The sequence below is a fragment of the Nioella nitratireducens genome, from assembly GCF_001879715.1.
Taxonomy (GTDB): Bacteria; Pseudomonadota; Alphaproteobacteria; order Rhodobacterales; family Rhodobacteraceae; genus Nioella; species Nioella nitratireducens.
Window position 1 is genome coordinate 123,880 of the sequence record NZ_MNBW01000007.1, and the last position, 22,825, is coordinate 146,704.

The following is a 22,825-nucleotide window of genomic DNA, read 5'->3' on the forward strand; positions in this document are numbered from 1 at the left end:
ATCATGACCGACGCTTATATCTACGACGCCATCCGCACCCCGCGCGGCAAGGGCCGCAAGGACGGCAGCCTTCACGAAGTCAGCGCCGCGCGGCTGTCCGCGATTGCCCTGAACGCGCTGAAGGACCGCAATAACCTTGAGGGTCACGCCGTCGAGGATGTGATCTGGGGCAACGTCACGCAAGTGGCCGAACAGGGTGCTTGCCTGGCGCGCACCGCCGTGCTGGCCTCGGAGCTGGATGAATCGATCCCGGGCCTCGCCATCAACCGCTTTTGTGCCTCGGGCCTTGAGGCCGTGAACCTCGCCGCCAACCAGGTGCGCGGTGGCGCGGGCAATGCCTATATCGCCGGTGGCGTGGAAAGCATGTCGCGTACCCCCATGGGCATGGATGGCGGCGCGATTGCCGTCGATCCCTCGATTGCCATGGACAATTACTTCGTTCCGCAGGGCATTTCCGCCGACATCATCGCCACCGAATACGGGTTTTCCCGGGATGAGGCCGACGCGCTGGCCGTCGAGTCCCAGAAACGCGCCAAGGCCGCGTGGGACGACAAGCGCTTTGCCAAATCCATCGTGCCGATCGTCGATCAGAACGGCCTGCCGATCCTTGGCCATGACGAATACATGCGGCCGGGCACCGACATGCAGTCGCTTGGCGGGCTCAAACCCAGCTTCAAGGAAATGGGCGAGGCCATGCCCGGCTTCGATGCCGTGGCGCTGATGAAATACCCGCATCTGGAACGGATCAACCACATCCACCACGCGGGCAACTCTTCGGGCATCGTCGATGGCGCGGCGGCCATTCTGGTCGGCAACAAGGAATTCGGCGAGGCCATGGGCCTGAAACCCCGCGCCCGCATCCGGGCCACCGCCAAGATCGGCACCGATCCCACCATCATGCTGACCGGCCCCGTTCCGGTGACGCAAAAGATCCTGTCCGAAACCGGCATGAGCATCTCGGACATCGACCTGTTCGAGGTGAACGAGGCCTTCGCCGCCGTCGTCATGCGCTTCATGCAGGCCTTCAACGTCGATCCCTCCGTGGTCAACGTCAATGGCGGCTCCATCGCCATGGGCCACCCGCTTGGCGCGACCGGCGCGATGATCCTTGGCACGCTGCTGGATGAGCTTGAACGCTCTGACAAGGAAACCGGTCTTGCCACGCTCTGCATCGGCTCGGGCATGGGCGCCGCCACGATCATCGAGCGCGTCTGATGCCCAAGATCGACTTGTCCAAGCTCGCGCCCCGCACCGGCTCCATCTATCCCGCGCCATATGACGCACAGGTGGCGGGGCGGTCCTCGCTTCGCGTGGGCGACGCAGGCGGGCTGACGCAATTCGGCGCGAATATCGTCATCCTCGCCCCCGGCGCGAAATCCAGCCTGCGCCACTGGCATGTGGAACAGGACGAATTCGTGATGGTCACGCAGGGCACCTGCACGCTGGTCGATGACTTGGGCGAAACGCCCATGGCCGTGGGCGACTGCGCCACCTTCAAGGCAGGGGACGCCAATGGCCACTGCTTCGTGAACAACACGGATGACGAGGCCCGCTTCCTCGTCATCGGCACCCGCACAGAAACGGAAACCGCGTATTACAGCGATCTCGACCTGAAGATCAGCGTCGATACGACCGGTTTCACCTTCACCCGCAAAGACGGAAGCCCGCTCAAGGGAGACGACACATGACCGATTTCACCATGACCACGGACGCCGACGGCGTCGCCATCATCACTTGGGATACCCAAGGCAAGAGCATGAACGTGCTCAACCTCGACGCGCTGGAGGAGCTTGACGCCTGCATCGACAGCGCGCTGGCGGACGACGCCGTGAAGGGCATCGTCATCACCTCCGGCAAGGAGGGCAGCTTTGCGGGGGGAATGGACCTCAACATCATCTCCCGGATGAAGGACATGGCGGGCGACAACCCCGCCATGGGCCTCTTTGAGGGCATCATGCACATGCACGAGGTGCTGCGAAAGATCGAGCGTGCGGGCATGGACCCCAAGACCAACAAAGGCGGCAAGCCGATTGCCTGCGCCATGCCCGGCACCGGGCTGGGGATCGGGCTGGAAATTCCGCTGTCGTGCCACCGCATCTTCGTGGCTGACAACCCCAAGGCCAAGATCGGCCTGCCGGAAATCATGGTCGGCATCTTCCCCGGCGCGGGCGGCACCACCCGCCTGACGCGCAAGATGGGCGCGATGGCGGCCAGCCCCTTCCTGCTGGAAGGCAAGCTGAGCGACCCGAAAAAAGCCAAGGCCGCGGGCATCGTGGATGAGGTCGTCCCGGCGGACGGGCTGCTGTCTGCCGCGAAAGACTGGGTTCTGAACGCCAAGGACGCCGATATCGTCAAACCGTGGGACCAAAAGGGCTACAAGATGCCCGGCGGTGCCCCCTATCACCCGGCGGGCTTCATGACCTTCGTCGGCGCCAGCGCCATGGTGCATGGCAAGACCAAGGGCGTCTACCCGGCGGCCAAGGCGCTGCTCTCGGCCGTCTACGAAGGCGCGCTGGTGCCCTTTGACACCGCGCTCAAGATCGAGGCGCGCTGGTTCACCAACGTGCTGATGAACCCCTCGTCCTCGGCCATGATCCGCAGCCTTTTCGTCAACAAGGAAGCGCTGGAAAAAGGGGCCAACCGTCCCGACGTGGCCGATGAGACCGTGAAAAAGGTCGGCGTGCTCGGCGCGGGCATGATGGGCGCGGGCATCGCCTATGTCTCGGCCAATGCCGGGATCGAGGTGGTGCTGATCGACGCCAGGCAGGAGGCCGCCGACAAGGGCAAATCCTATTCCGAAGCAATCCTCGACAAGGGCATTTCCCGCAAGAAGGTGACGCCCGACAAGAAAGAGCAGGTGCTGGCCCGCATCACCGCGACCACCGACTACGCCGCACTCGCCGGGTGCGACCTGATCGTCGAAGCGGTGTTCGAAGACCCAGCCGTCAAGGCCGACGTGACCGCCAAGGCCGAGGCCGTGGTCGGCGACGACGCGATCTTCGCCACCAACACCTCGACCCTGCCGATCACCGATCTGGCCCACGCCAGCAAGCGGCCCGAGCAGTTCATCGGCATCCACTTCTTCAGCCCTGTCGACAAGATGATGCTGGTTGAAATCATCAAGGGCAAACAGACCGGCAGCCGCGCCGTGGCCAAGGCGCTGGACTATGTGCGCCAGATCCGCAAGACGCCCATCGTTGTCAACGACGCCCGCTTCTTTTACGCCAACCGCTGCATCATCCCCTACATCAACGAAGGCATTCGCATGGTGAAGGAGGGCGTGGCCCCGGCGCTGATCGAGAACGCGGCGAAACTGGTCGGAATGCCGCTTGGCCCGCTGCAACTGGTGGATGAAACCTCGATCGACCTCGGCGTCAAGATTGCCAAGGCCACCAAGGCCGCCATGGGCGACGCCTACCCCGACGAGGCTGTGGACGAGGTGCTGTTCTGGATGGCGGATGAGGGCCGCTTGGGCCGCAAGTCCAATTCCGGCTTCTACGCCTATGACGACAAGGGCAAGCGTCAGGGCCTGTGGCACGGTCTGGGCGAACGCTACGCCGTGGCAGACGACCAGCCCGACCTGACCACAGTCCAACACCGCCTGCTCTTCGCGCAGGTGCTGGAAGCGGTCCGCGCACTGGAAGAGGGCGTGCTGGAAGACATCCGCGAAGGCGATGTCGGCGCGATCCTCGGCTGGGGCTTCGCGCCTTGGTCGGGTGGTCCCTTTAGCTGGCTCGACATGCTCGGCACGCCCTACGCCGCCGAGCGCTGCGACCAGTTGACCGAAGAGTTCGGCGCACGCTTCACCTGCCCCGACCTGCTGCGCGAAATGGCCACCAAGACCCAGAGCTTCTACGGCCGCTTCGGCCCGGAAGCCAAGACCGCGGCCTGAGGCCGCTTGGGGGCGCTGGCAACAACGGTCGGCGCCCCGCCCTTACGCCCGGTCGGGGCCGCGCAAGCACGATCCGCCCGGTCGATGGTCTCAAGATGAATCATCAGCCTGCGCGCCTTTTCCCAGCTTAGCGCCTTGCAATTGTCCACGATGCTGCGGCGCCCGCAGGCCACTTCCAGGCTCAGCGCATCATGCGCCAGAACATAGGTGCCGCTGCCGGTGCAAATCGCCTGGGGCTGGTCGAAGGCCAGTTCATAGACCAGGGACTCTGCCGCCGGTTCCACCGGCTTGATCCCGCGATAGCCGTCCAGGGCCTTGACCGGCAGCAAGACGAACGGATCGCCGGTCATCTTCTCGACCAGATCGCATTCGAAGATCACCGCCTGATGCTGCATCAGGTGCAACACGTCGAGATTGCCCAGAACACCGGGCGGAATTTCAAACGGCCAATGCTCCAGGCACCGCTCGGCGCGGTTGGTCCACGCCCGGCGCTGGATGACGGCGCGGATTTCCTTCACCCCGTCTTCGAACGTCTCCACCAAGGCCCCGGCGGTCAGGTCGCTGGCGGGCACGTCACCATAAGGGGTGCGCACCTGCGTATGTCCCTGCAAGCCAAGCGGCAAGGACGCGCCGCCAAGGCCACTCATGGCCACGGCCCCCGCCCCGATCGGGGTGACGATATCCTGGTGCAAGAACTGCTTTGTCACGCTCGAGTCCACGTTGGTCCACGTTTTTTTCAGGCCTGTTATTTCGAGTCAAAATGGTGAAATTGTGAAATTCTGCGAGCGGAATTAATAATCGTTGCATTCCCTGGCCCCAAAGCACTGCATTCGCCCGAACACCTTGGTCCAATTCAATAAAAAGACCAGCGCTTCACGCTTGGCACGGTCCCTGGCACAGTCACTGCCGGGCCGCGTGCAGCCTTTTGCGGGCCTCGGCCAATCCAAGCGTCGGCACGTCCACAACGGCCGAGGTCTGCCCCGTCCCCTGCGAACACAGCACATAGGCCCCGCCTGCCACCGCCACCAGGTGCGGCCGCGCGAACCACAGCTCTGTCACAGGCTGGCGCTGCGCCGGGTCGCACGGCACCACGCCAGCGCATCCGATCATCGCGCGCGCCGGGATCATCACCGGCACATCCTCGGCGTCGTCGGTGTCGAACAGCACCGCGTCGTCGGGCAGCAACCGGAAGGTCCGGTCGTTGCCCAGCAGGCCCGGCGCGACCATCAGCGGCCAGAAATGGCCGGGGCATGTCACCCGGCTGCTGAAGGATGGGCGCCGCGTCACGCGCAACACCGGCAGGAACCCGTCGGAATAGGTCATCACCTCTTCACCCGGCATCACCTGGCCCGCCGACACCCAGCCGGTTGGCGTCATCACCTCGGTCTCGTCCAGCAGGCCAAAGGCGGAACAGACAGCGCAGCCATCGGGGTGGCCCCCCGCTTCGCAAAGATGACGTTTCGATTCTGAAAATCGGGCGCGACCAAACACCGTTCATCCTCCTGGATGCTTACCAGTCCTGCCGCCCGGTTTCCGGCGTCCGACACCTGGCACTGTTGCCCGGTCCACCTGTCCAAAAGGATAGGTTTCATCCTTGGGTTGTCAAGTAAAGACAGCGTGACACCGGACATTGCATCCCGGTGATGTTTTTCTTGCACCTACGCCGCCATGTTCCATAGTTCCCCGCGCGACAATCATCGAGAGGAGCGGTCATGGGCTGGATGAAAGACGAAACCGGGTTGGAAAAGCGGGCAGCCAACTTTGTGCCGCTGACACCGCTGACCCATCTGCAACGCGCGGCGCTGGTCTTTCCCAAGCACGAAGCGCTGGTCTACGGCACCTTCCGCAAGACCTATGCCGACTATCACGCCCGTGTCTCGCAACTGGCCTCCGCCCTCGCCGCGCGCGGCATTGCCCCCGGCGACGTCGTGGCCACCGTCATGCCCAACGTGCCCGCACAGGCCGAGGCGCTTTTTGGCGTGCCCGCCTGCGGGGCAGTGCTGAACACCATCAACACCCGGCTCGACATCGGCACCATCAGCTACATCCTCGACCATGGCGAGGCCACGGTGGTGCTGGTCGATACCCAGTTCCTCGGCGCCGTCGAAGAGGCCCTGAAAGAGATGGAGGCCGAAGCCCTGCCGCTCATCGTCGAGGTGCCCGATGAACAGGCGGGCTACCACGCGTCGGGCCGTCACCTGACATACGAAGACCTGCTGGCCGAGGGCGACGCCGATTTTGAATGGATCATGCCCGCCGACGAATGGGAAAGCATCGCGCTCAACTACACCTCTGGCACCACCGGGCGGCCCAAAGGCGTGGTCTACCACCATCGTGGCGCCTACCTGATCACGCTCGGCACACCCATCGCGTGGCGCATGACGCTGAACCCGCGCCTGTTGACGATCGTGCCCTTCTTCCACTGCAACAACTGGTGCCACACGTGGATGATGCCCGCCCTCGGCGGCACTGTCGTGTGCTGCCGCGACGTGACCGCCAAGGCGATCTATGATGCCATCGCGGACGAGGGCGTGACCCATTTCGGCGGCGCGCCCATCGTGCTCAATGCCATCGTCAACGCCCCCGACGCCGACCGCCGCGCCTTCGATCACACCGTCGAGGTCTTTACCGCAGGCGCGCCCCCCGCCCCGGCGACGCTCGCCGCGATCGAGCCGATGGGCTTCAACGTCACGCAGGTCTATGGCCTGACCGAAACCTACGGCCATGCCACCGAATGCGTCTGGAAGGACGAGGATTGGGGCGATCTGGAGCAAGAGCCGCGCGCCGCCATCAAGGCCCGTCAGGGCGTCGCCCTGCCCACCATGGAACCCATCGTGGTGATGGATGACGACCTGTGCCCGGTGCCGATGGACGGCCAGACCGTGGGCCAGATCATGATCCGCGGCAATTCGGTGATGAAGGGCTATTACAAGAACCCCCGCGCCACCGCCGAGTCTTTCAAGGGCGGCTATTTCCATTCCGGCGATATCGCCGTGCAGCACCCCGACACCTACGTCCAGATCACCGACCGCGCCAAGGACATCATCATTTCCGGCGGCGAGAATGTCAGTTCCGTCGAGGTCGAGGGCGCCCTCATGCACCACCCCGCCGTGCTGCTCTGCGCCGTCGTGGCCAAGCCGGATGAGAAATGGGGCGAAGTGCCCTGCGCCTTCGTCGAGCTCAAGGACGGCGCCGACGCCAGCGAGGAAGACCTGATCGCCTTCGCCCGCCAGCGTCTGGCCGGCTTCAAGACGCCCAAGCGCGTGGTGTTTCAGGAATTGCCCAAGACCTCGACCGGCAAGATCCAGAAATTCGAACTGCGCAAAGTGGCGGCCGATCTGTAGGACGCGGGCGGCGGCGCGCGCCGCCGTCCGCGCCCCGGATGCCGCACCCGCCAAAAACGCCGTTTCCGGTGTACAGGGGGTGTACGGGGGGTGTACGCCCGGTGCACGGGGGGCGACAGGCCGTTTTGGCGGCCCAGGCGCCTCGTGATCAGTTGAGCAAACCGCCCGTATCCGCTAGTCTGGCTGTCAAAACAGGGCAACCACAGGCAATGACGGCGCTTTCAGAATACGAGCGGCTCGAGACCACGGGCCTGTGGCGCGACACGCCCGACAGCCAGCGCCGAGAGGTTGTCGTTTCCCTCGGGGACGCCACCCTTGTGATCTATTCGACCTCGGAAACGGCCCTGTCGCATTGGTCGCTTCCAGCCGTTAAGCGGTTGAATCCGGGGAAACTTCCAGCGTTTTACGCGCCGGATGCAGATGCCGACGAACTGCTGGAACTGACCGATCCCGACATGATCGAAGCGATAGAGCGGGTGCGCACTGTGATCGAGCGCCGCCGCCCGCATCCGGGGCGTCTGCGGCTCTGGCTCGGGGGGGCGCTGAGCCTTGCGGTGATCCTGATCTGCGTGGTGTGGCTGCCCTCGGTGCTGATGCGCCAGACGGCGGTTGTCTTGCCCACGGCCAGCCGCGCCGCCATCGGCCAACGCCTTTTGACCGAAATGGCCACCCTGACCGGCCGCCCCTGCACCGCCCCCGCCGGCCTGACCTCGATGCGCGAATTGGCCACCGGCCTGTTCGGGGCGACCGCTCCCCCGCAGGTCATCGTGCTGCCATCGACCGCGCAAACAACGGCGCATTTGCCCGGCAATATCCTGGTCGTGAACCGGTCGTTGGTCGAGGACTACGAAGGGCCTGAAGTGCTGGCGGGCTTCCTGCTGGCCGAGGATCTGCGCCGCCGGGCCGAAGACCCGATCCTGACGCTCTTGCATGCGGCCGGGGTGATGCCAACGATCCGGCTGCTCACCACCGGCGAGATCGACGAAGCCCATCTGCGCGATCACGCGGCCGCCCTGCTGACCACACCGCCTGCCCCGGTCGACACCACCCGTCTGCTGGCGCGATTTGAGCAGGCCGGGCTCAGCTCCGAGCCTTATGCCTATGCCATTGATGTATCGGGGGAATCTGTATTGGAGATGATCGAGGCAGACCCGATGCGGGGGCGTTTGCGCGCGCCGCTCCTGTCCGATCAGCAATGGATCGCGCTTCAGGAACTCTGCGACGGGTGACGGCTGCCCGGAATTATCGCGTGGTGGCGCCGGGATAGCCAAAGCGGCGGGCCTGAACCAAGATGCGCCCAAGCAGTTGCGGATCCTCGAAGGGACCGGCCAAGACCAGATAGCCCCTGACCTGCCCCCCGTGTCGCAAACCGCCGAGATGGGTCGCCAGTCCGCGTTGCTGCAAGGCGCGGCGCGCCGCGTCGGCGCTGTCGCGGTCCGTGAAACGGGCGACCTCGACGAACCGATCGGTGGACGAGACTCGCACGACCGGGGTCTCGGGCGCGCTGTCGCTATCGGACACCGCAAGCGTGGGCGTGGAGGAGGCGCGCGTCACCATTGCGGTCCGCGGCACCGGCACCCCATCGGCTGCCGGGTCGGGTTGGATGGCCACGCGGGGCAGCGTGTTGCTCCAGACCTGCGCCATCTCTGCATTGCCCTGCGGCGTCGCCATGGCCAGCCCGCGATAAGCGTTAAGGCGCCCGTCATCCCAAGCCGGGCGATAGCCCTCGGGCACGATCAGCGGCGTCAGGGGCGGGGCCCCGGCACTGGCGGCCGCCCCGGTTGCTGACGGGGCCGAGGTGGTGATACCGGCGCGGATGGCGGCGGTTCGGATCACCGGTTGTCCGTCGGCAGGATGGATGGCCTGCGGGCCACAACGCACATCGGCACCACGCATGTAATGCGCTGCGCCGGCGGGCAGACCCTGACAACTGACCATGGCCGGGGCGGCTGGCGTGCGCACTGGCCGCGCGGCGGCGGGCGCTGGCACTGGCCGCGCGGTCGCGGTCTGCACCGGCTGCGTCGGAGCGGGGGCAGCGGCGGCGATGGTCGGTTGCGGCTGCACCGGTTGAGGTTGTGCCGTTTGAGGCTGCACGGGGCGCGCCTCGGGCGCGGTGGCAACGGTCACTTGCGGCGCGGCGGGCGCGTCCGGCAAATCCGGTGCCTCGGTCGGCGCGGGACCGGTGGCGACGCTGACCGGGGCCGCCGCGCCAAAGGTCGGCTGCTGGCCGCAAATCGGCTGACGGTCGCGCGTCACGCGCGGCACCCAGTTGGTCTCGCCCCCATAGCCCACGCGGATGAACACGCATCCATTGCTGTCGACATATTGCGCGCCCGAAAACGAAGACGGCGGAAATTCCGCCGGTCCGGACATGGATGCAGTGGATTGCGCGCTAGCAGGCGCGCTGAGCACAGCCACAAGGGCCAGCCCCGAGATCGTCCGAAGCAGACGCATGACAACCCCCCTTTGGTGTCCCCGAAACAGTGACAGAGGATCGGGCGGGCGTAAAGGGGGATAGCCTATTTCGTGCCGAACATGCGGTCGCCCGCATCCCCTAGTCCGGGAACGATATAACCCTTTTCGTTCAAGTGGCTGTCCAGTGACGCCGTGACGATCGGAACGTCGGGATGGGCCTCTTGCATACGGGCCACGCCCTCGGGCGCGGCGAGCAGGCAGAGGAAGCGGATATTGGTCGCTCCGGCCTGCTTGAGCAGGTCGATGGCCGCGACCGAGCTGTTGCCGGTGGCCAGCATCGGATCGACCGCGATCACCATGCGGTCGCCCAACTCGTCCGGCACCTTGAAGTAGTATTGCACGGGCTTCAGCGTTTCCTCGTCCCGGTAGAGACCGACGAAGCCGACCCGCGCCGAGGGGATCAGTTCCAGCATCCCGTCCAACAGCCCGTTGCCCGCCCGCAGGATCGAAATCAGCGCCAGCTTGCGCCCCGCCAAAACCGGTGCGTCCATTTCCTGCAAGGGCGTCTCGATCCGCTTGGTCGTCATCGGCAATTCACGCGTGACCTCGTAGGCCAGAAGCTGGCTGATTTCCCGCAAGAGCTGCCGGAACACGGCAGTCGACGTGTGCTTTTCACGCATGATCGTCAGCTTGTGCTGGACCAGCGGGTGATCAACGACGGTAAGGTGCTGCATCATGTCCCTTTCTCGAGTGTCTTGGCAATCTTGGCACGGGTCGCCGCGTCGCAGAAGGCCGCGTCCAGTGCATTCGCGTTGATTTCGGCGAAAATCCCGTCATCCCAGCCGAAGGTATCGGCGAGGCGATCGTATTCCGTGGCCATCGTGGTGTGGAAGAAGGGCGGGTCGTCGGTGGACACCGTGACCTTCACGCCGCGTTGGCGCAGGGTCTCGATGGGGTGGTCGCGCCACGTGGGGAATACACCGAGAAACACGTTCGAGCCGGGGCAGCATTCCAGCGTGATCCCGGCCTCGGCGATCTCGTCGACAAGGGCCAGATCGTCAATCGCCTGCACCCCGTGGCCGATCCGTTCCACCCGAAGATCGCGGATCGCATCGCGGACGCTTTCCGCCCCGCCCCATTCACCGGCATGAGCGGTCAGGCGCAGCCCCGCCTCGCGCGCGCAGTCAAAGGCCCACAGATAGTCCTTGGGCCTACCGATCAGTTCATCGCCGGCAATGCCGAAACCGGTGATGAAATCGCCCTTGGTCTCGGCGGCGCAACGCGCGATCGGCTTGGATTTCTCGGGCCCGAAATGGCGGATACAGGTGATGATGCCGCGCAGGGTGATGCCAAGCTCGGCCTCGGCGGTTGCCGCCGTCTCCTCTATCGCGTGCAGATATTCCCGCCACGCGCCCACGTCGCCGCCGCCGCAAAAATCGGGGGACAGGAAGGTCTCGGAGTAGACCACCCCGTTTTCGGCGCTTTCTTCCAGCACCGCGCGGGTCAGGCGGGCGTAATCCTCGGGCGTGGTCAGCACGCTGGTCGCTGCCTCGTAGACCTTCAGGAAGTGCCAGAAATCCTTGTAGGAATAGCTGCCATCCTCGCGGAAGATGCCGGACAGATCGACATGCTTTTCCTTGGCGATGCCCTTGATGAACGCGGGCGGGGCACCGCCTTCGAGATGCAGGTGAAGTTCGATCTTGGGTGTCATGGAAAGCTCCGCCCCGGTCCCTGTGCTGGCACCCCCAGATGCGCGGCAATGGTGGCCGCGACATCGGTGAAGGCGCACAGCCCTATCTGCCCGGATTGTGCGCCCTTGCCAAGCACCGGCACCCGTTCGCGGGTGTGGTCGGTGCCGACCCAAGTTGGATCGTTGCCATGATCGGCGGTGAAGATCATCAGGTCGTCCGGGCGCAAACGCGCAAGGATCGGGCTGATGGCCGTGTCGAACCATTCCAGATGCCGGGCATAGCCCGACACGTCGCGACGGTGGCCGTAGAGGCTGTCGAACTCCACGAAATTGGCGAAGGTCAGGCTGCCGTCTTCGGCATTATCCACGAGGTTCGAGAGATGGCCCATCAGGTCCGCATCCGGCCCCTTCGCCACATCGTCGATGCCGCGCATCGAGAAGATGTCGCCGATCTTGCCGACGGCATGGACCTTGCGCCCTGCCCCCTGGACCCAATCGCACAGCGTCGGCGCCGGCGGTTCGATCGCGTAATCGTGGCGGTTGCCGGTACGGGTGTAGTGGCCGGGGCTGCCCACGAACGGCCGCGCAATGACCCGTCCAACCTTCATCGCGTGCAGCACCGGGGCCAGCCGCGCGCAAAGGTCGTAGAGCCGGTCGAGGCCGAAGCTTTCTTCATGTGCGGCGATCTGAAAGACGCTGTCGGCAGAGGTGTAACAGATGGGCCATCCCGTCTGTTGATGCCGCTCGCCCTCGTCCGCGATTATGACGGTGCCCGAGGCATGTCGGTTGCCGAGAATGCCGTCGGTCCCCGCAATCGCCTTGACCTTGTCCACGAGGTCCGGCGGAAAGGCCGGATCGGTGTCGGGAAAATAGGTCCAATCCCACGGCACCGGCAGCCCGGCCAGTTCCCAATGGCCCGACGGCGTGTCCTTGCCCGCGGAAACTTCGCTTGCCGCCCCCCAGAGGCCCGCCGGGTCTGCCCCAAGCCCCGGCGCGTCCTGCCCCGAGGCAAGACGCACCACCGCGCCAAGCCCGAGCGCATCGAGCGTGGGCAGGCGCAACGGACCGCTGCGCCCCTTATCCGCCCGCCCGGCAGCGCATTCGGCGGCGATATGGGCCAGCGTATTGGCCCCGGTGTCGGGCGTATCGCCATTATAGAACGATCCTGCATCCGGTGCGCCGCCGCACCCCACGGAATCCATCACCACCAGAAACGCACGCGCCATCAGGCAATCCTTTCCTGAACCAGGGCCGGGGGCGGCACACGCGCATCCGACAGCCGATAGGCCGCCACGACCCCCTCGGCGGCGCGATGCGCGTCCTCTTCGCTGCGGGCATGGATGCGCGCAAGCGGGCGGTCAGCCTCTACCCTGTCGCCGATCCCGGCGATATCGGACAGGCCCACGGCGGGATCAACCGCGTCGCTTTGCACCAATCGCCCGCCGCCCAGATGCACAACCGCCTCGCCAATCGCACGGGTGTCGATGCTGGCCACGTAGCCGGGCTGACCGGGGTGGATTTCTACCACCACGGGGGCAGCCGGCAGCCGGTCGCGCCAACGGGCCACGAAATCAGACGGGCCACCAAGCGCCGCGACCATGCGGCCAAACACGTCTGCCGCCCGGCCCGAATTGATCGCGCCATTGATCTTTGCCTCGCCATCCGCCGCGTCCGTTGCCAGACCGCCAAGCGCCAGCAACTCGCCCCCGAGTGACACCGTGACCTCTCGCAACCGGGGGGCGCCCCCGGTGCCGGTGAGGAGTTCCATCGCTTCGATCACCTCCAGCGCGTTGCCCGCGCTGCGCGCCAGTGGCTGGCTCATATCCGTCAGCAACGCGGTGCAGTTGCAACCCGCGCCCTGCGCCGTATCCACCAGCGATTGCGCCAGTGCCAGTGCGTCGGCGGGGTCTTCCATGAAGGCGCCAGAGCCGGTCTTGACGTCCAGCACCAGCCCATCGAGCCCTTCGGACAACTTCTTGGACAGGATCGAGGCGGTGATCAGGTCGATGCTTTCCACCGTCGCGGTGACATCGCGCACCGCGTAAAGCCGCTTGTCCGCCGGGGCGATTTCGCCAGACGCGCCGACGATGGCGCAGCCCACCTCTCGCACAACACGCGACAAGTCCTCGTTCGAGACGATGGCCCGATAGCCCGGAATCGCCTCCATCTTGTCGAGCGTGCCGCCGGTATGGCCCAACCCCCGCCCCGACAGCATCGGAACAAAGGCCCCGCAGGCGGCAAGCGCCGGGGCCAGCGGCAACGACACCGTGTCCCCCACCCCGCCGGTGGAATGCTTGTCGAGCACCGGACCCGGGACATTCCATGCCAGAACCTGCCCGGTGGCGCGCATCGCATGGGTCAACAGCACCCGCCCTTTGGACCCGATGGGCGATTTACAGATGCCCATGGCAAAGGCCCCGGCCTGCGCATCGCTGACCCCGCCGTCGGCCAGACCACGCGCGAACCAGTCATAGGCCTCGGGGCTCAGTGCCTCGCCCCTGCGAAGCTGTGCCAGAATTGCACGCGCATCCATGGGTCAAGCGCCTTCCATGTGGCTTGCATCGAACGCGCCGGGCAGCAGGTCGGCCACGGTGGTGCGCAGCATCTTGCCGTCGGTGGTGGCCAGCGTCACAACCACGTCGCCCTTGGCGAATTCCGCCAGTTTCTGTCGGCAACCGCCGCAGGGCGGCACCGGGCTGGGGCTGTCGGCAATGACGGCGACCTCGGCGATGCGGCTGTCGCCCGCGGCGATCATGACCGCAATGGCCCCCGCTTCGGCGCAGGTGCCCTCGGGATAGGCCACGTTCTCGACATTGCAGCCAAGATGCAAGTTGCCCTCGGTGCTGCGGATGGCGGCGCCCACCTTGAAGCGGGAATAGGGAACATAGGCGTTCAGGCGCACGCGCGCGGCGTGGTCGACAAGGGACATGGGGGAAACCTCCGGGCAATTTTGCCCAGTCTGGTCCCGCACCGCCCCGCGTGCAAGCCTTCCCCGGCGGACAGGCTAGGATGCGGCGCGATGTTCGACCTGTGCAATCAGGGCACCAAGGGCATGGTCACAGGTCGAGACCAGCGTCCCCGCCTCTTGCAACCGCCCCTTATGCGCCGCCGCGTTCAGCGATTCCGCGATCTGCTGCAACCGGTCGGCCCCAACCGCGCCCGCGAGTGAAATCAGGATATGGCTTTGCGCGCGGGTCTGAACGGTGTCATTTCCCGCCGTAGCCTGTTTCAACTCTCCCCGGACCGAGCGTAAGTCCTGCAACAAATGCAGGAGGAATTCCTGCCGTCCGTCCGGCCCGGCGGCTTGCAGGATCGACTCGAACCGGTTTCTGTCGAAGGCCGCCATCGTCGCCTCGGCGTCTGGCCGTGGCTGCGGCGGTGGCGCGTCGTCCATGCTGCGGCCCACATGGCGGCGGATGGCCTGCCCAAAGGCGCTGACCGAGCGGATCGGCTTGGCAATCACCCCGTCGGCCCCGGCGGCGTAAATCGCTTCGCGGTTCTCGCGCATGACATAGGCGGTCAGCGCCACCATCGGCGTGTCGAACCCCGGTCGCTGGCGCATCCGGCGCATCACCTCGATCCCTGACACGCGCGGCATCTCGATATCCACCAGCGCGATGTTCACCGGGTGGTGTGCCAGCAGGTCGAGCGCCTCTTGCCCGTCGCGGGCCAGCAGCATCCGGGCTCCCATCCCTTCCAGCATCTGCCGCACGAGGATCTGGTTGGTTTCATTGTCTTCCGCCACCAGAACCGTCAGATCCGACAGGTCCGGGCGGTCGCCATCCCCCTGACGGCATTCCCACGACTCGCGCGGCAAGCTGAGGGTCACGTCGGCCCCGGCCCCGGCCCGGTTTTCAACCACCAACGCCCCGCCCAGCCCATCGGCCAGTTCCTTGGAGATATGCAGCCCCAGCCCGGTGCCGGGACGGTTTTCATTGGTCGGCCGTCCGTCAGGTGTGAACAGCCGGTCAAGGGCTGGTTTGGAGAACCCGCGCCCCTGATCGCGGACCTGAAAGATCAACGCGTCGGCTTCAAGGCGCACCGACAAGGTCACCCGCCCTCGGTCGCTGAATTTCAACGCATTGGCGATCAGGTTGCCGAGGATCCGGTCGAGCTTGATCCGTGCCGCCCGTATCCGTTCGGGCACATGGCGATCGACATCCAGCCGGAAGGTCAACCCTTGTTCGCGCGCGCGGCCCGACCAGCGCATTTCGATCCCGGCCAGAAAACTTCGAAAGTCGAACCCCCGCGACGGAGCAGCCTGCGCGGGCCTGCCGGTGCTCAGCATCGTGGCCCCGTCGATCAGGTCGGCCAGCGTTTCGCCCGCCACCCGCACCCGGTCGAGCTGGCATTGCAGGTCGGGCGGCACCCGCGCGGGGTCGATCAAACGCAGGCCGCCGACCACGTCCGAGACCGCCGCGCGGATGTCATGACCGTATAGCCGCAGCGCATCGCGCACCGCGTCGATTTCGGCCATGGCCGGGCTGTCCCCTGCCCTTGAACGATGGTCTTGCGTCATGTCCCCGCCTGAACCGCCCCGTCTCATGACGCCGTGACAAGGTTAATATTCGGTTAACACCGTGCGAGAGGGCGCCAAGAGAACCCCGACTGACCCGCGAGGGCCAAGGCGGGCTGCGCCGTTTCACGAAAAGGCCGGGCACTGTGGCCCGGCCTCTCGACGTCGCATCTGCACGCCATCCCTACCGGGGATAGCCAATCTCTTTCAGCGCCTCGGCGATTTCGTCCAGGATCGCCGGATCGTCGATCGTGGCGGGCATCTTGAATTCTTCGCCATTTGCGATCTTGACCATGGTGGCCCGCAAGATCTTGCCCGAGCGTGTCTTGGGCAGGCGCTGCACCACGGTGGCAAGCTTGAAGGCCGCCACGGGACCGATCTGGTCACGCACCAGCTTCACGCAATCCGCAACCACGTCTTCAGCGGCCTTTTGGGTACCCGAATTGAGACACAGGAAGCCCATCGGCATCTGCCCCTTCAGGGCGTCGGCCACACCGATCACGGCGCATTCCGCCACGTCCGGGTGGCTGGCCAGAACCTCTTCCATAGCGCCGGTGGACAGGCGGTGGCCCGCAACATTGATGACGTCATCGGTGCGCGCCATGATGTAGAGGTATCCGTCCTCGTCCTTGTAGCCCGCATCACCGGTCTCATAGTACCCGGGGAAGTGTTCCAGATAGGACTTGAGGAACCGGTCTTCGGCATTCCAGAGCGTCGGCAACGTCCCCGGTGGCAGTGGAAGCTTCGCAGCAATCGCGCCAAGCTCGCCGGCAGGAAGGGGATGGCCACCCTCGTCGAGGATTTGAACGTCCCAGCCCGGCATCGCAACCGACGGAGAGCCGACCTTGACCGGCAACGCCTCGATCCCGAGGGGGTTGCCAGCGATGGCCCAACCGGTTTCCGTCTGCCACCAGTGGTCGATCACCGGAACACCCAGTTTGTCCTGCGCCCAGACAATGGTGTCGGGGTCGGCACGTTCGCCGGCAAGGAACAGGCTTTCGAGGCTCGACATGTCGTATTTGCCGATCAGGTCACCATTCGAGTCCTCGCGCTTGATCGCGCGAAAGGCGGTCGGGGCGGTGAAGAGGCACTTGACCTTGTGGTCCTGAATGACGCGCCAGAACGTGCCGGCATCCGGGGTGCCGACGGGCTTGCCCTCGAACACGATGGTGGTGCAGCCATAGGTCAGCGGCCCATAGCAGATATAGCTGTGCCCCACGACCCAGCCGACGTCGGACGCGGCCCAGAAGACCTCGCCGGGGTTCATGTCGTAAAGGTTGCGCATCGTCCAGTTGAGTGCAACCGAATGGCCGCCCGTATGGCGCACAACGCCCTTGGGCTGCCCCGTGGTCCCCGAGGTATAGAGAATATAGAGCGGGTGGTTGCCCTCGACCAGCACGCATTCCGCCGCTTCCACGCCGTATTGAAAACCATGCCAGTTCACGTCGCGGCCTTCGGTCAGCTTTGCGACTTCTTGTTCACGCTGGAAGATGACGCAGAAATCCGGCTTGTGCGTGGCCTGCTCAATCGCGCCGTCCAGCAGCGGCTTGTAGTGCACAACACGGCCCGGCTCCAACCCGCAGGACGCGGCAATGATGCATTTCGGGGTGCAATCGTCGATCCGCACGGCCAGTTCATGCGCGGCAAACCCGCCAAACACCACCGAATGCACCGCGCCGATGCGGGCACAGGCCAGCATCGCCTCCAGCGCTTCGGGGATCATCGGCATGTAGATGATGACGCGGTCGCCCTTTTCGACGCCCTTCGCCTTGAGCGCCCCGGCCAGGTTGGCGACGCGGTTGCGCAGCTCGACGAAGCTGATTTCGCGCTTGGAATGGGTAATGGGGCTGTCGTGGATGATCGCCACCCGCTCGCCATGGCCAGCCTCGACATGGCGGTCGACGGCGTTCCAGCAGGCGTTCAACGTGCCATCAGCATACCATTCATAGAGCGGCGCATTCTCGTCAAACAGCGCTTTCGACGGCGGGGTGACCCAGTCGATGCCCTCGGCTGCCTTCATCCAGTAGCCTTCAGGGTCAGCTTTGGCTTCGGCCGCAATCTCCGAATATCCCATGTGGTCTCCTCCACAAATCTCCTGCATTCCCCTGTGTCCTCCCCTACAATTGTATGCCGCACCATACAAAGGGTTTGATTGCCGCAGCCGCATAAAAAGAGGCCCCTCCGCAGGCGGAAGGGCCGGTTTGAGCCAACGCGATGCGGGGTCAGCCGTAGTGATGCACCGGCGTGCCCGCGAGGGCAGAGATGTTGAGCAATCCGCGCGCGGTGATCGACGGGGTCACGATATGGGCCTTGTTGCCCATTCCCATCAGGATCGGTCCCACTTCCAGCCCGTTCGCCTTCATCTTGAGGATGTTGCGCGTGGCACTGGCGGCATCGGTGCTGGAAAACACCAGGGCATTTGCTGCCCCGTCCAGACGCGAACCGGGGAAGTTGCGGTCACGCAGGTCCGGGTCCAACGCGGCATCGGCATGCATTTCGCCCTCGTAGCAGAAATCCAGATCCATCCCGTCGAGAATTTCCAGCGCGGCCCGCATCCGGCGACCGCTGTCGTTATCGAGGTTGCCGAATTGCGAGCTGGAACAGAGCGCGATCCGCGGTGCTATGCCGAAACGGCCCACGTGACGCGCCGCGCCGATCACTGTCTCGGCGATCTGCTCGGGCGTCGGGACCGCGTGGATATGGGTGTCAGCAATGAAAAGCGGCCCGTCTTCCAGAATGACAAGGCTGAGCGCGCCCACCGGATGCAGCCCGTCATGGGCCAGCAGTTGGGTGACATAGTTCAGGTGCCACAGATACTGGCCGAAGGTGCCGCAGATCAGCGAATCCGCCTCGCCTCGATGTACTGCCACGGCACCGATGGCCGTGCTGTTGGTGCGCAGGATCGCGCGGGCCAGATCGGGCGTCACGCCCTTGCGCTGCATCTTGTCGAGATAGGTTTGCCAGTAGTCCCGGTAGCGGCTGTCGCTTTCCGGGTTGATCAGGTCGAAATCGCGGTCGGGCCGGATCGTCAGGCCCGCCCGTTCAATCCGCATCTGCACCACCTCGGGGCGACCGATCAGGGTGGGCGTGTCGGTCGTATCCTCCAGCATCGCCTGCGCCGCGCGCAGCACCCGCTCATCCTCGCCTTCCGAGAAGACGATCTTGCGGGTGGCGGTGGATGCCGCCTCGAACACGGGCCGCATCACAAGGGCCGAACGGAACACAGACTGATTCAGCTTTTCCTTGTAGGCCACCAGATCGTCCAGCGGCCGCGCCGCCACGCCGCTGTCCATCGCCGCCTTGGCCACCGAGGCCGCGACCACGCCGATCAGACGGGGATCGAAGGGTTTGGGAATCAGGTAATCCGCGCCGAAAGTCAGTTGCTCGCCCTTGTAGGCGGCGGCGGCCTCGGCGCTGGTGGTGGCACGGGCAAGGGCCGCGATACCCTCGACACAGCCGATCTGCATCGCGTCGTTGATCTCGGTCGCCCCGACATCCAGCGCCCCACGGAAAATGAATGGGAAACACAGGACATTGTTGACCTGATTGGGAAAATCGCTGCGCCCAGTGGCGATGATCGCGTCGGGCGCGGCTTCGCGCACCTGATCGGGCAGGATTTCCGGCGTCGGGTTGGCCAATGCGAACACGATGGGGCGCTTGGCCATCTTGGCGACCATCCCGGTCGTCAGAACGCCGGGGCCAGAGAGGCCGAGGAACAGGTCGGCCCCCTTGATCACATCGTCAAGCGTCCGCAACGCGCTGGCCTGCGCGTAGTCGGCCTTTTGCGGGTTCATGTCCTCTTCCCGGCCCTGATAGACCAGCCCGTGAATATCGCACAGCCAGACATTCTCGCGCTTCACGCCAAGCTTGAGCAGCATGTTGAGGCAGGCTATCCCCGCGGCCCCACCGCCGGTGGACACGACCTTGATGTCCTCGAATTTCTTTTCCGCCAGATGCAAAGCATTGGTGGCGGCCGCGCCGACGACAATGGCTGTGCCGTGCTGATCGTCATGGAAAACCGGGATGCCCATCCGCTCGCGGCAGATCTTTTCGACGATGAAGCAATCGGGGGCCTTGATGTCTTCAAGGTTGATGGCACCGAAGGTGGGTTCCAGCGCGCAGACGATTTCGGCCAGCTTGTAGGGATCGGGTTCGTTCACCTCGATGTCGAAGCAATCGACATTGGCGAATTTCTTGAAGAGCACGGCCTTGCCTTCCATCACCGGCTTGGAGGCAAGCGCACCGATATTGCCAAGCCCCAACACCGCCGTGCCGTTGGTGACGACCGCCACAAGGTTGCCGCGCGCGGTGTAGCGCACGGCCTCGGACGGCGTGGCGGCGATCTCGGTGCAGGCCTCGGCCACGCCGGGGCTATAGGCGCGGGCAAGGTCGCGACCGTTCGCGAGCGGCTTGGTGGCGCGGATTTCGAGTTTCCCCGGCTTTGGGAATTCATGGTAATCCAGTGCGCCCTGCCGGAACGCGTCGGTCTTGTCTTCGCTCATCTGATGGGCCTCCAGGAAACTTGTTTAACGTTGAACTATACTTGGTCGCAAAAAGCAATCCATAGGGCGGGACTGTCCCCGTTCGCCCCGATGGCCAGAACGGCCGCACAGGCCCCAGAACCCGCCGGTGCCGTCAGGCGAATTGCTCGCGGATCAGCCGCTCTTCCAGCCCGTGACCGGGATCGAACAGGATACGGTGGCGCACATCCGGTTCGGAACGGATTTCAACCGAGGTGACATTTTCGACCGACCGGCTGTCCGCATCCGCCATCACCGGGCGCTTTCGCGGGTCGAGCACCTCGAACCGGACCACCGCGCTGGTGGGCAACAGCGCCCCGCGCCAGCGCCGGGGCCGGAACGCCGCCATCGCCGTCAACGCCAGAACATCCGAGCCGATGGGCAGGATCGGTCCGTGCGCGGAATAGTTGTAGGCCGTCGAACCCGCCGGGGTGCAGACGAGTGCGCCGTCGCAAACCAGTTCCTCCATCCGCATCCGGTCATCGACCCAGATCCGCAGCCGCGCCGCCTGCGGCCCTGCCCGCAGCAGGCTGACCTCGTTGATCGCCAAGGCCTCGCTGACCTTGCCGTCCGTATCCACAGCCGTCATGTACAATGGGTGGATCACCGCTTCTTCCGCCGACTCCAGTCGCTCGATCAGTTTGTCTTCGGCATATTCGTTCATCAGGAACCCGACCGTGCCCCGGTTCATCCCGTAGACCGGCGCCTCAAGCGCCTGTGTCCCGTGCAGGGTGGAGAGCATGAAGCCGTCGCCCCCCAAGGCCACGATCACATCCGCCTCTTCGGGGGGGTGTTGCCCATATTGCGCCGCGAGACGGGCCTGCGCGTCCTGCGCAATCGGGGCGTCGGAAGCGAGGAAACAGAGATTTCTGGCGGCGGGCATGGCAACTCCGGGGCTTCTGACAGGATCAGTGTTCGCGCGTGACGGTCGGAAACTCAATCCCGGAATCTTGCGAAAACCCGCCGAAGTTTCCTATCGGGGACGCTGATGAGACGAAATGCGGCGCTTTCCGGGCTTCCACCCACGCGCGCCTTTGGCTAGATGCAGCCGGAATATCTCATTGCCTTCACATAGGGAGACAGGCCATGAACGCGCCCCACCGCGACGCTGGTTTCTTCACCGAAACCCTTGCAGACCGCGATCCGGAAATCTTCGACGCTATCGGCAAGGAACTTGGCCGCCAGCGCAACGAGATCGAGTTGATCGCCTCGGAAAACATCGTGTCCAAAGCCGTGATGCAGGCGCAGGGCTCGGTGATGACCAACAAATACGCTGAAGGGTATCCCGGTCGCCGCTACTATGGTGGCTGCCAGTTCGTGGACGTCGCCGAAAACCTGGCCATTGACCGCGCCAAAGAGCTGTTCGGCTGTGATTTCGCCAACGTTCAGCCCAACTCGGGCTCGCAGGCGAACCAAGGCGTGTTTACCGCCTTGCTGCAACCCGGCGACACAATTCTCGGAATGAGCCTCGACGCGGGCGGCCACCTGACCCACGGCGCCAAGCCGAACCAGTCGGGCAAGTGGTTCAACGCCATCCAGTATGGTGTGCGCAAGCAGGACAGCCTGATCGACTACGACCAGATCCAGCAGCTTGCCACCGAACATCAGCCCAAGCTGATCATCGCCGGTGGCTCGGCCATTCCGCGGCAGGTTGACTTTGCCAAGTTCCGCGAGATCGCAGACAGCGTCGGCGCCTACCTGATGGTGGACATGGCCCATTTCGCAGGTCTGGTTGCGGCAGGCGAGCACCCTTCTCCCTTTCCCTATGCCGACGTGGCCACCACGACCACCCATAAAACCCTGCGCGGCCCGCGCGGCGGCATGATCCTGACCAATGACGAAGCCATCGCCAAGAAAGTGAACTCGGCGATCTTCCCCGGCATTCAGGGCGGCCCGCTGATGCACGTCATCGCGGCCAAGGCCGTCGCCTTCGGCGAGGCGCTCCGCCCCGGTTTCAAGACCTATCAAAAGCAGGTGCGCGCCAATGCCGTGGCCCTGGCCGATCAGCTGATGAAGGGCGGTCTCGACATCGTGACAGGCGGCACCGACACCCACGTGATGCTGGTTGACCTGCGTCCCAAGGGCGTGAAGGGCAACGCCACCGAGAAGGCGCTCGGACGGGCCCACATCACCTGCAACAAGAACGGCATCCCGTTCGACCCGGAAAAGCCGACGGTCACCTCGGGCGTGCGTCTTGGCACCCCCGCCGGCACCACGCGTGGCTTTGGTGAGGACGAGTTCCGCCAGATCGCCGACTGGATCGTCGAAGTGGTCGACGGGCTGGCCGCCAACGGTGAAGAAGGCAACGCCGCGGTGGAAGAGAAGGTCAAAGCCGAAGTCGAAGCGCTCTGCGCTCGCTTCCCGCTCTACGACGATCTCTGATCCGACAGCCTGATCCCAAAAGCCCCCCGGCCATAGGCGCCGGGGGGCTTTCTTTTGGCTTCTGCG

General features: G+C 64.9%; 18 protein-coding genes. 6 read left to right on the forward strand and 12 right to left on the reverse strand.

What is annotated here, in order from left to right:
- Positions 1-3: 3 nt before the first annotated feature.
- From BKY27_RS08645 to BKY27_RS08655, 3 genes are read left to right on the forward strand one after another with little or no spacing between them, the layout of a single operon-like run.
- Positions 4-1,215, forward strand: a complete 1,212-nt coding sequence (locus BKY27_RS08645) for an acetyl-CoA C-acetyltransferase (RefSeq protein ID WP_071674065.1) — start codon at positions 4-6, stop codon at positions 1,213-1,215.
- A complete protein-coding gene (locus tag BKY27_RS08650) occupies positions 1,215-1,688 on the forward strand; it encodes a cupin domain-containing protein (RefSeq protein ID WP_071674066.1) in 474 nt (157 codons plus the stop codon). Before BKY27_RS08645 ends, BKY27_RS08650 begins: the two co-directional genes overlap by 1 nt.
- A complete protein-coding gene (locus tag BKY27_RS08655) occupies positions 1,685-3,892 on the forward strand; it encodes a 3-hydroxyacyl-CoA dehydrogenase NAD-binding domain-containing protein (RefSeq protein ID WP_071674067.1) in 2,208 nt (735 codons plus the stop codon). The genes BKY27_RS08650 and BKY27_RS08655 overlap by 4 nt, the downstream gene beginning before the upstream one ends.
- Here BKY27_RS08655 and BKY27_RS08660 read toward each other — a convergent pair.
- Positions 3,853-4,599 (reverse strand): Hint domain-containing protein, encoded by a 747-nt coding sequence (locus BKY27_RS08660; protein WP_146636214.1) that lies wholly within the window; start codon positions 4,597-4,599, stop codon positions 3,853-3,855. The two genes, BKY27_RS08655 and BKY27_RS08660, sit on opposite strands and share 40 nt — an antisense overlap.
- Positions 4,600-4,792: 193 nt before the next feature.
- On the reverse strand, positions 4,793-5,383 hold the full coding sequence (locus BKY27_RS08665) for a Hint domain-containing protein (RefSeq protein WP_071674069.1): 591 nt from the start codon (positions 5,381-5,383) through the stop codon (positions 4,793-4,795).
- 221 nt (positions 5,384-5,604) lie between these two features.
- On the opposite strand from BKY27_RS08665, the gene BKY27_RS08670 reads away from it, so the two are divergent.
- Both BKY27_RS08670 and BKY27_RS08675 read left to right on the forward strand, forming a co-directional pair.
- Entirely contained in the window at positions 5,605-7,236 is a 1,632-nt protein-coding gene (locus tag BKY27_RS08670; protein ID WP_071674070.1) for an AMP-binding protein, read from the forward strand.
- A gap of 209 nt (positions 7,237-7,445) precedes the next feature.
- Positions 7,446-8,465, forward strand: a complete 1,020-nt coding sequence (locus tag BKY27_RS08675) for a hypothetical protein (RefSeq protein ID WP_071674071.1) — start codon at positions 7,446-7,448, stop codon at positions 8,463-8,465.
- Between the two features lie 13 nt (positions 8,466-8,478).
- Here the strand turns inward: BKY27_RS08675 and BKY27_RS08680 are convergent, their stop codons facing one another.
- The 10 genes from BKY27_RS08680 to BKY27_RS08725 all read right to left on the reverse strand — a co-directional run bounded on the left by BKY27_RS08680 (position 8,479) and on the right by BKY27_RS08725 (position 21,260).
- Positions 8,479-9,690 (reverse strand): SPOR domain-containing protein, encoded by a 1,212-nt coding sequence (locus BKY27_RS08680; protein ID WP_071674072.1) that lies wholly within the window; start codon positions 9,688-9,690, stop codon positions 8,479-8,481.
- Positions 9,691-9,755: 65 nt separating this feature from the next.
- Positions 9,756-10,388 (reverse strand): uracil phosphoribosyltransferase, encoded by a 633-nt coding sequence (upp, locus tag BKY27_RS08685; protein WP_071674073.1) that lies wholly within the window; start codon positions 10,386-10,388, stop codon positions 9,756-9,758.
- Positions 10,385-11,362 carry an adenosine deaminase gene (locus BKY27_RS08690; protein ID WP_071674074.1) on the reverse strand — a complete coding sequence of 326 codons (978 nt, stop codon included), beginning with the start codon at positions 11,360-11,362 and terminating at the stop codon, positions 10,385-10,387. Before BKY27_RS08690 ends, upp begins: the two co-directional genes overlap by 4 nt.
- Positions 11,359-12,567, reverse strand: a complete 1,209-nt coding sequence (locus tag BKY27_RS08695) for a phosphopentomutase (RefSeq protein ID WP_071674075.1) — start codon at positions 12,565-12,567, stop codon at positions 11,359-11,361. The genes BKY27_RS08690 and BKY27_RS08695 overlap by 4 nt, the downstream gene beginning before the upstream one ends.
- Complete coding sequence (locus BKY27_RS08700) at positions 12,567-13,874, reverse strand: thymidine phosphorylase (RefSeq protein ID WP_071674076.1); 1,308 nt, start codon at positions 13,872-13,874, stop codon at positions 12,567-12,569. The genes BKY27_RS08695 and BKY27_RS08700 overlap by 1 nt, the downstream gene beginning before the upstream one ends.
- A 3-nt stretch (positions 13,875-13,877) precedes the next feature.
- Positions 13,878-14,270 carry a cytidine deaminase gene (locus BKY27_RS08705; protein WP_071674077.1) on the reverse strand — a complete coding sequence of 131 codons (393 nt, stop codon included), beginning with the start codon at positions 14,268-14,270 and terminating at the stop codon, positions 13,878-13,880.
- 75 nt (positions 14,271-14,345) lie between these two features.
- Positions 14,346-15,818 (reverse strand): response regulator, encoded by a 1,473-nt coding sequence (locus tag BKY27_RS08710; protein WP_071674078.1) that lies wholly within the window; start codon positions 15,816-15,818, stop codon positions 14,346-14,348.
- 223 nt (positions 15,819-16,041) lie between these two features.
- On the reverse strand, positions 16,042-17,931 hold the full coding sequence (locus BKY27_RS08715) for a propionyl-CoA synthetase (RefSeq protein ID WP_071674079.1): 1,890 nt from the start codon (positions 17,929-17,931) through the stop codon (positions 16,042-16,044).
- Between the two features lie 148 nt (positions 17,932-18,079).
- Entirely contained in the window at positions 18,080-20,359 is a 2,280-nt protein-coding gene (locus BKY27_RS08720; RefSeq protein WP_071674080.1) for an NADP-dependent malic enzyme, read from the reverse strand.
- 133 nt (positions 20,360-20,492) lie between these two features.
- Positions 20,493-21,260, reverse strand: a complete 768-nt coding sequence (locus BKY27_RS08725; protein WP_071674081.1) for an NAD kinase — start codon at positions 21,258-21,260, stop codon at positions 20,493-20,495.
- Positions 21,261-21,463: 203 nt separating this feature from the next.
- On the opposite strand from BKY27_RS08725, the gene glyA reads away from it, so the two are divergent.
- Positions 21,464-22,759: a serine hydroxymethyltransferase gene (gene glyA, locus BKY27_RS08730; protein WP_071674082.1), complete on the forward strand. Its 1,296-nt coding sequence runs from the start codon at positions 21,464-21,466 to the stop codon at positions 22,757-22,759.
- Positions 22,760-22,825 lie beyond the last annotated feature (66 nt).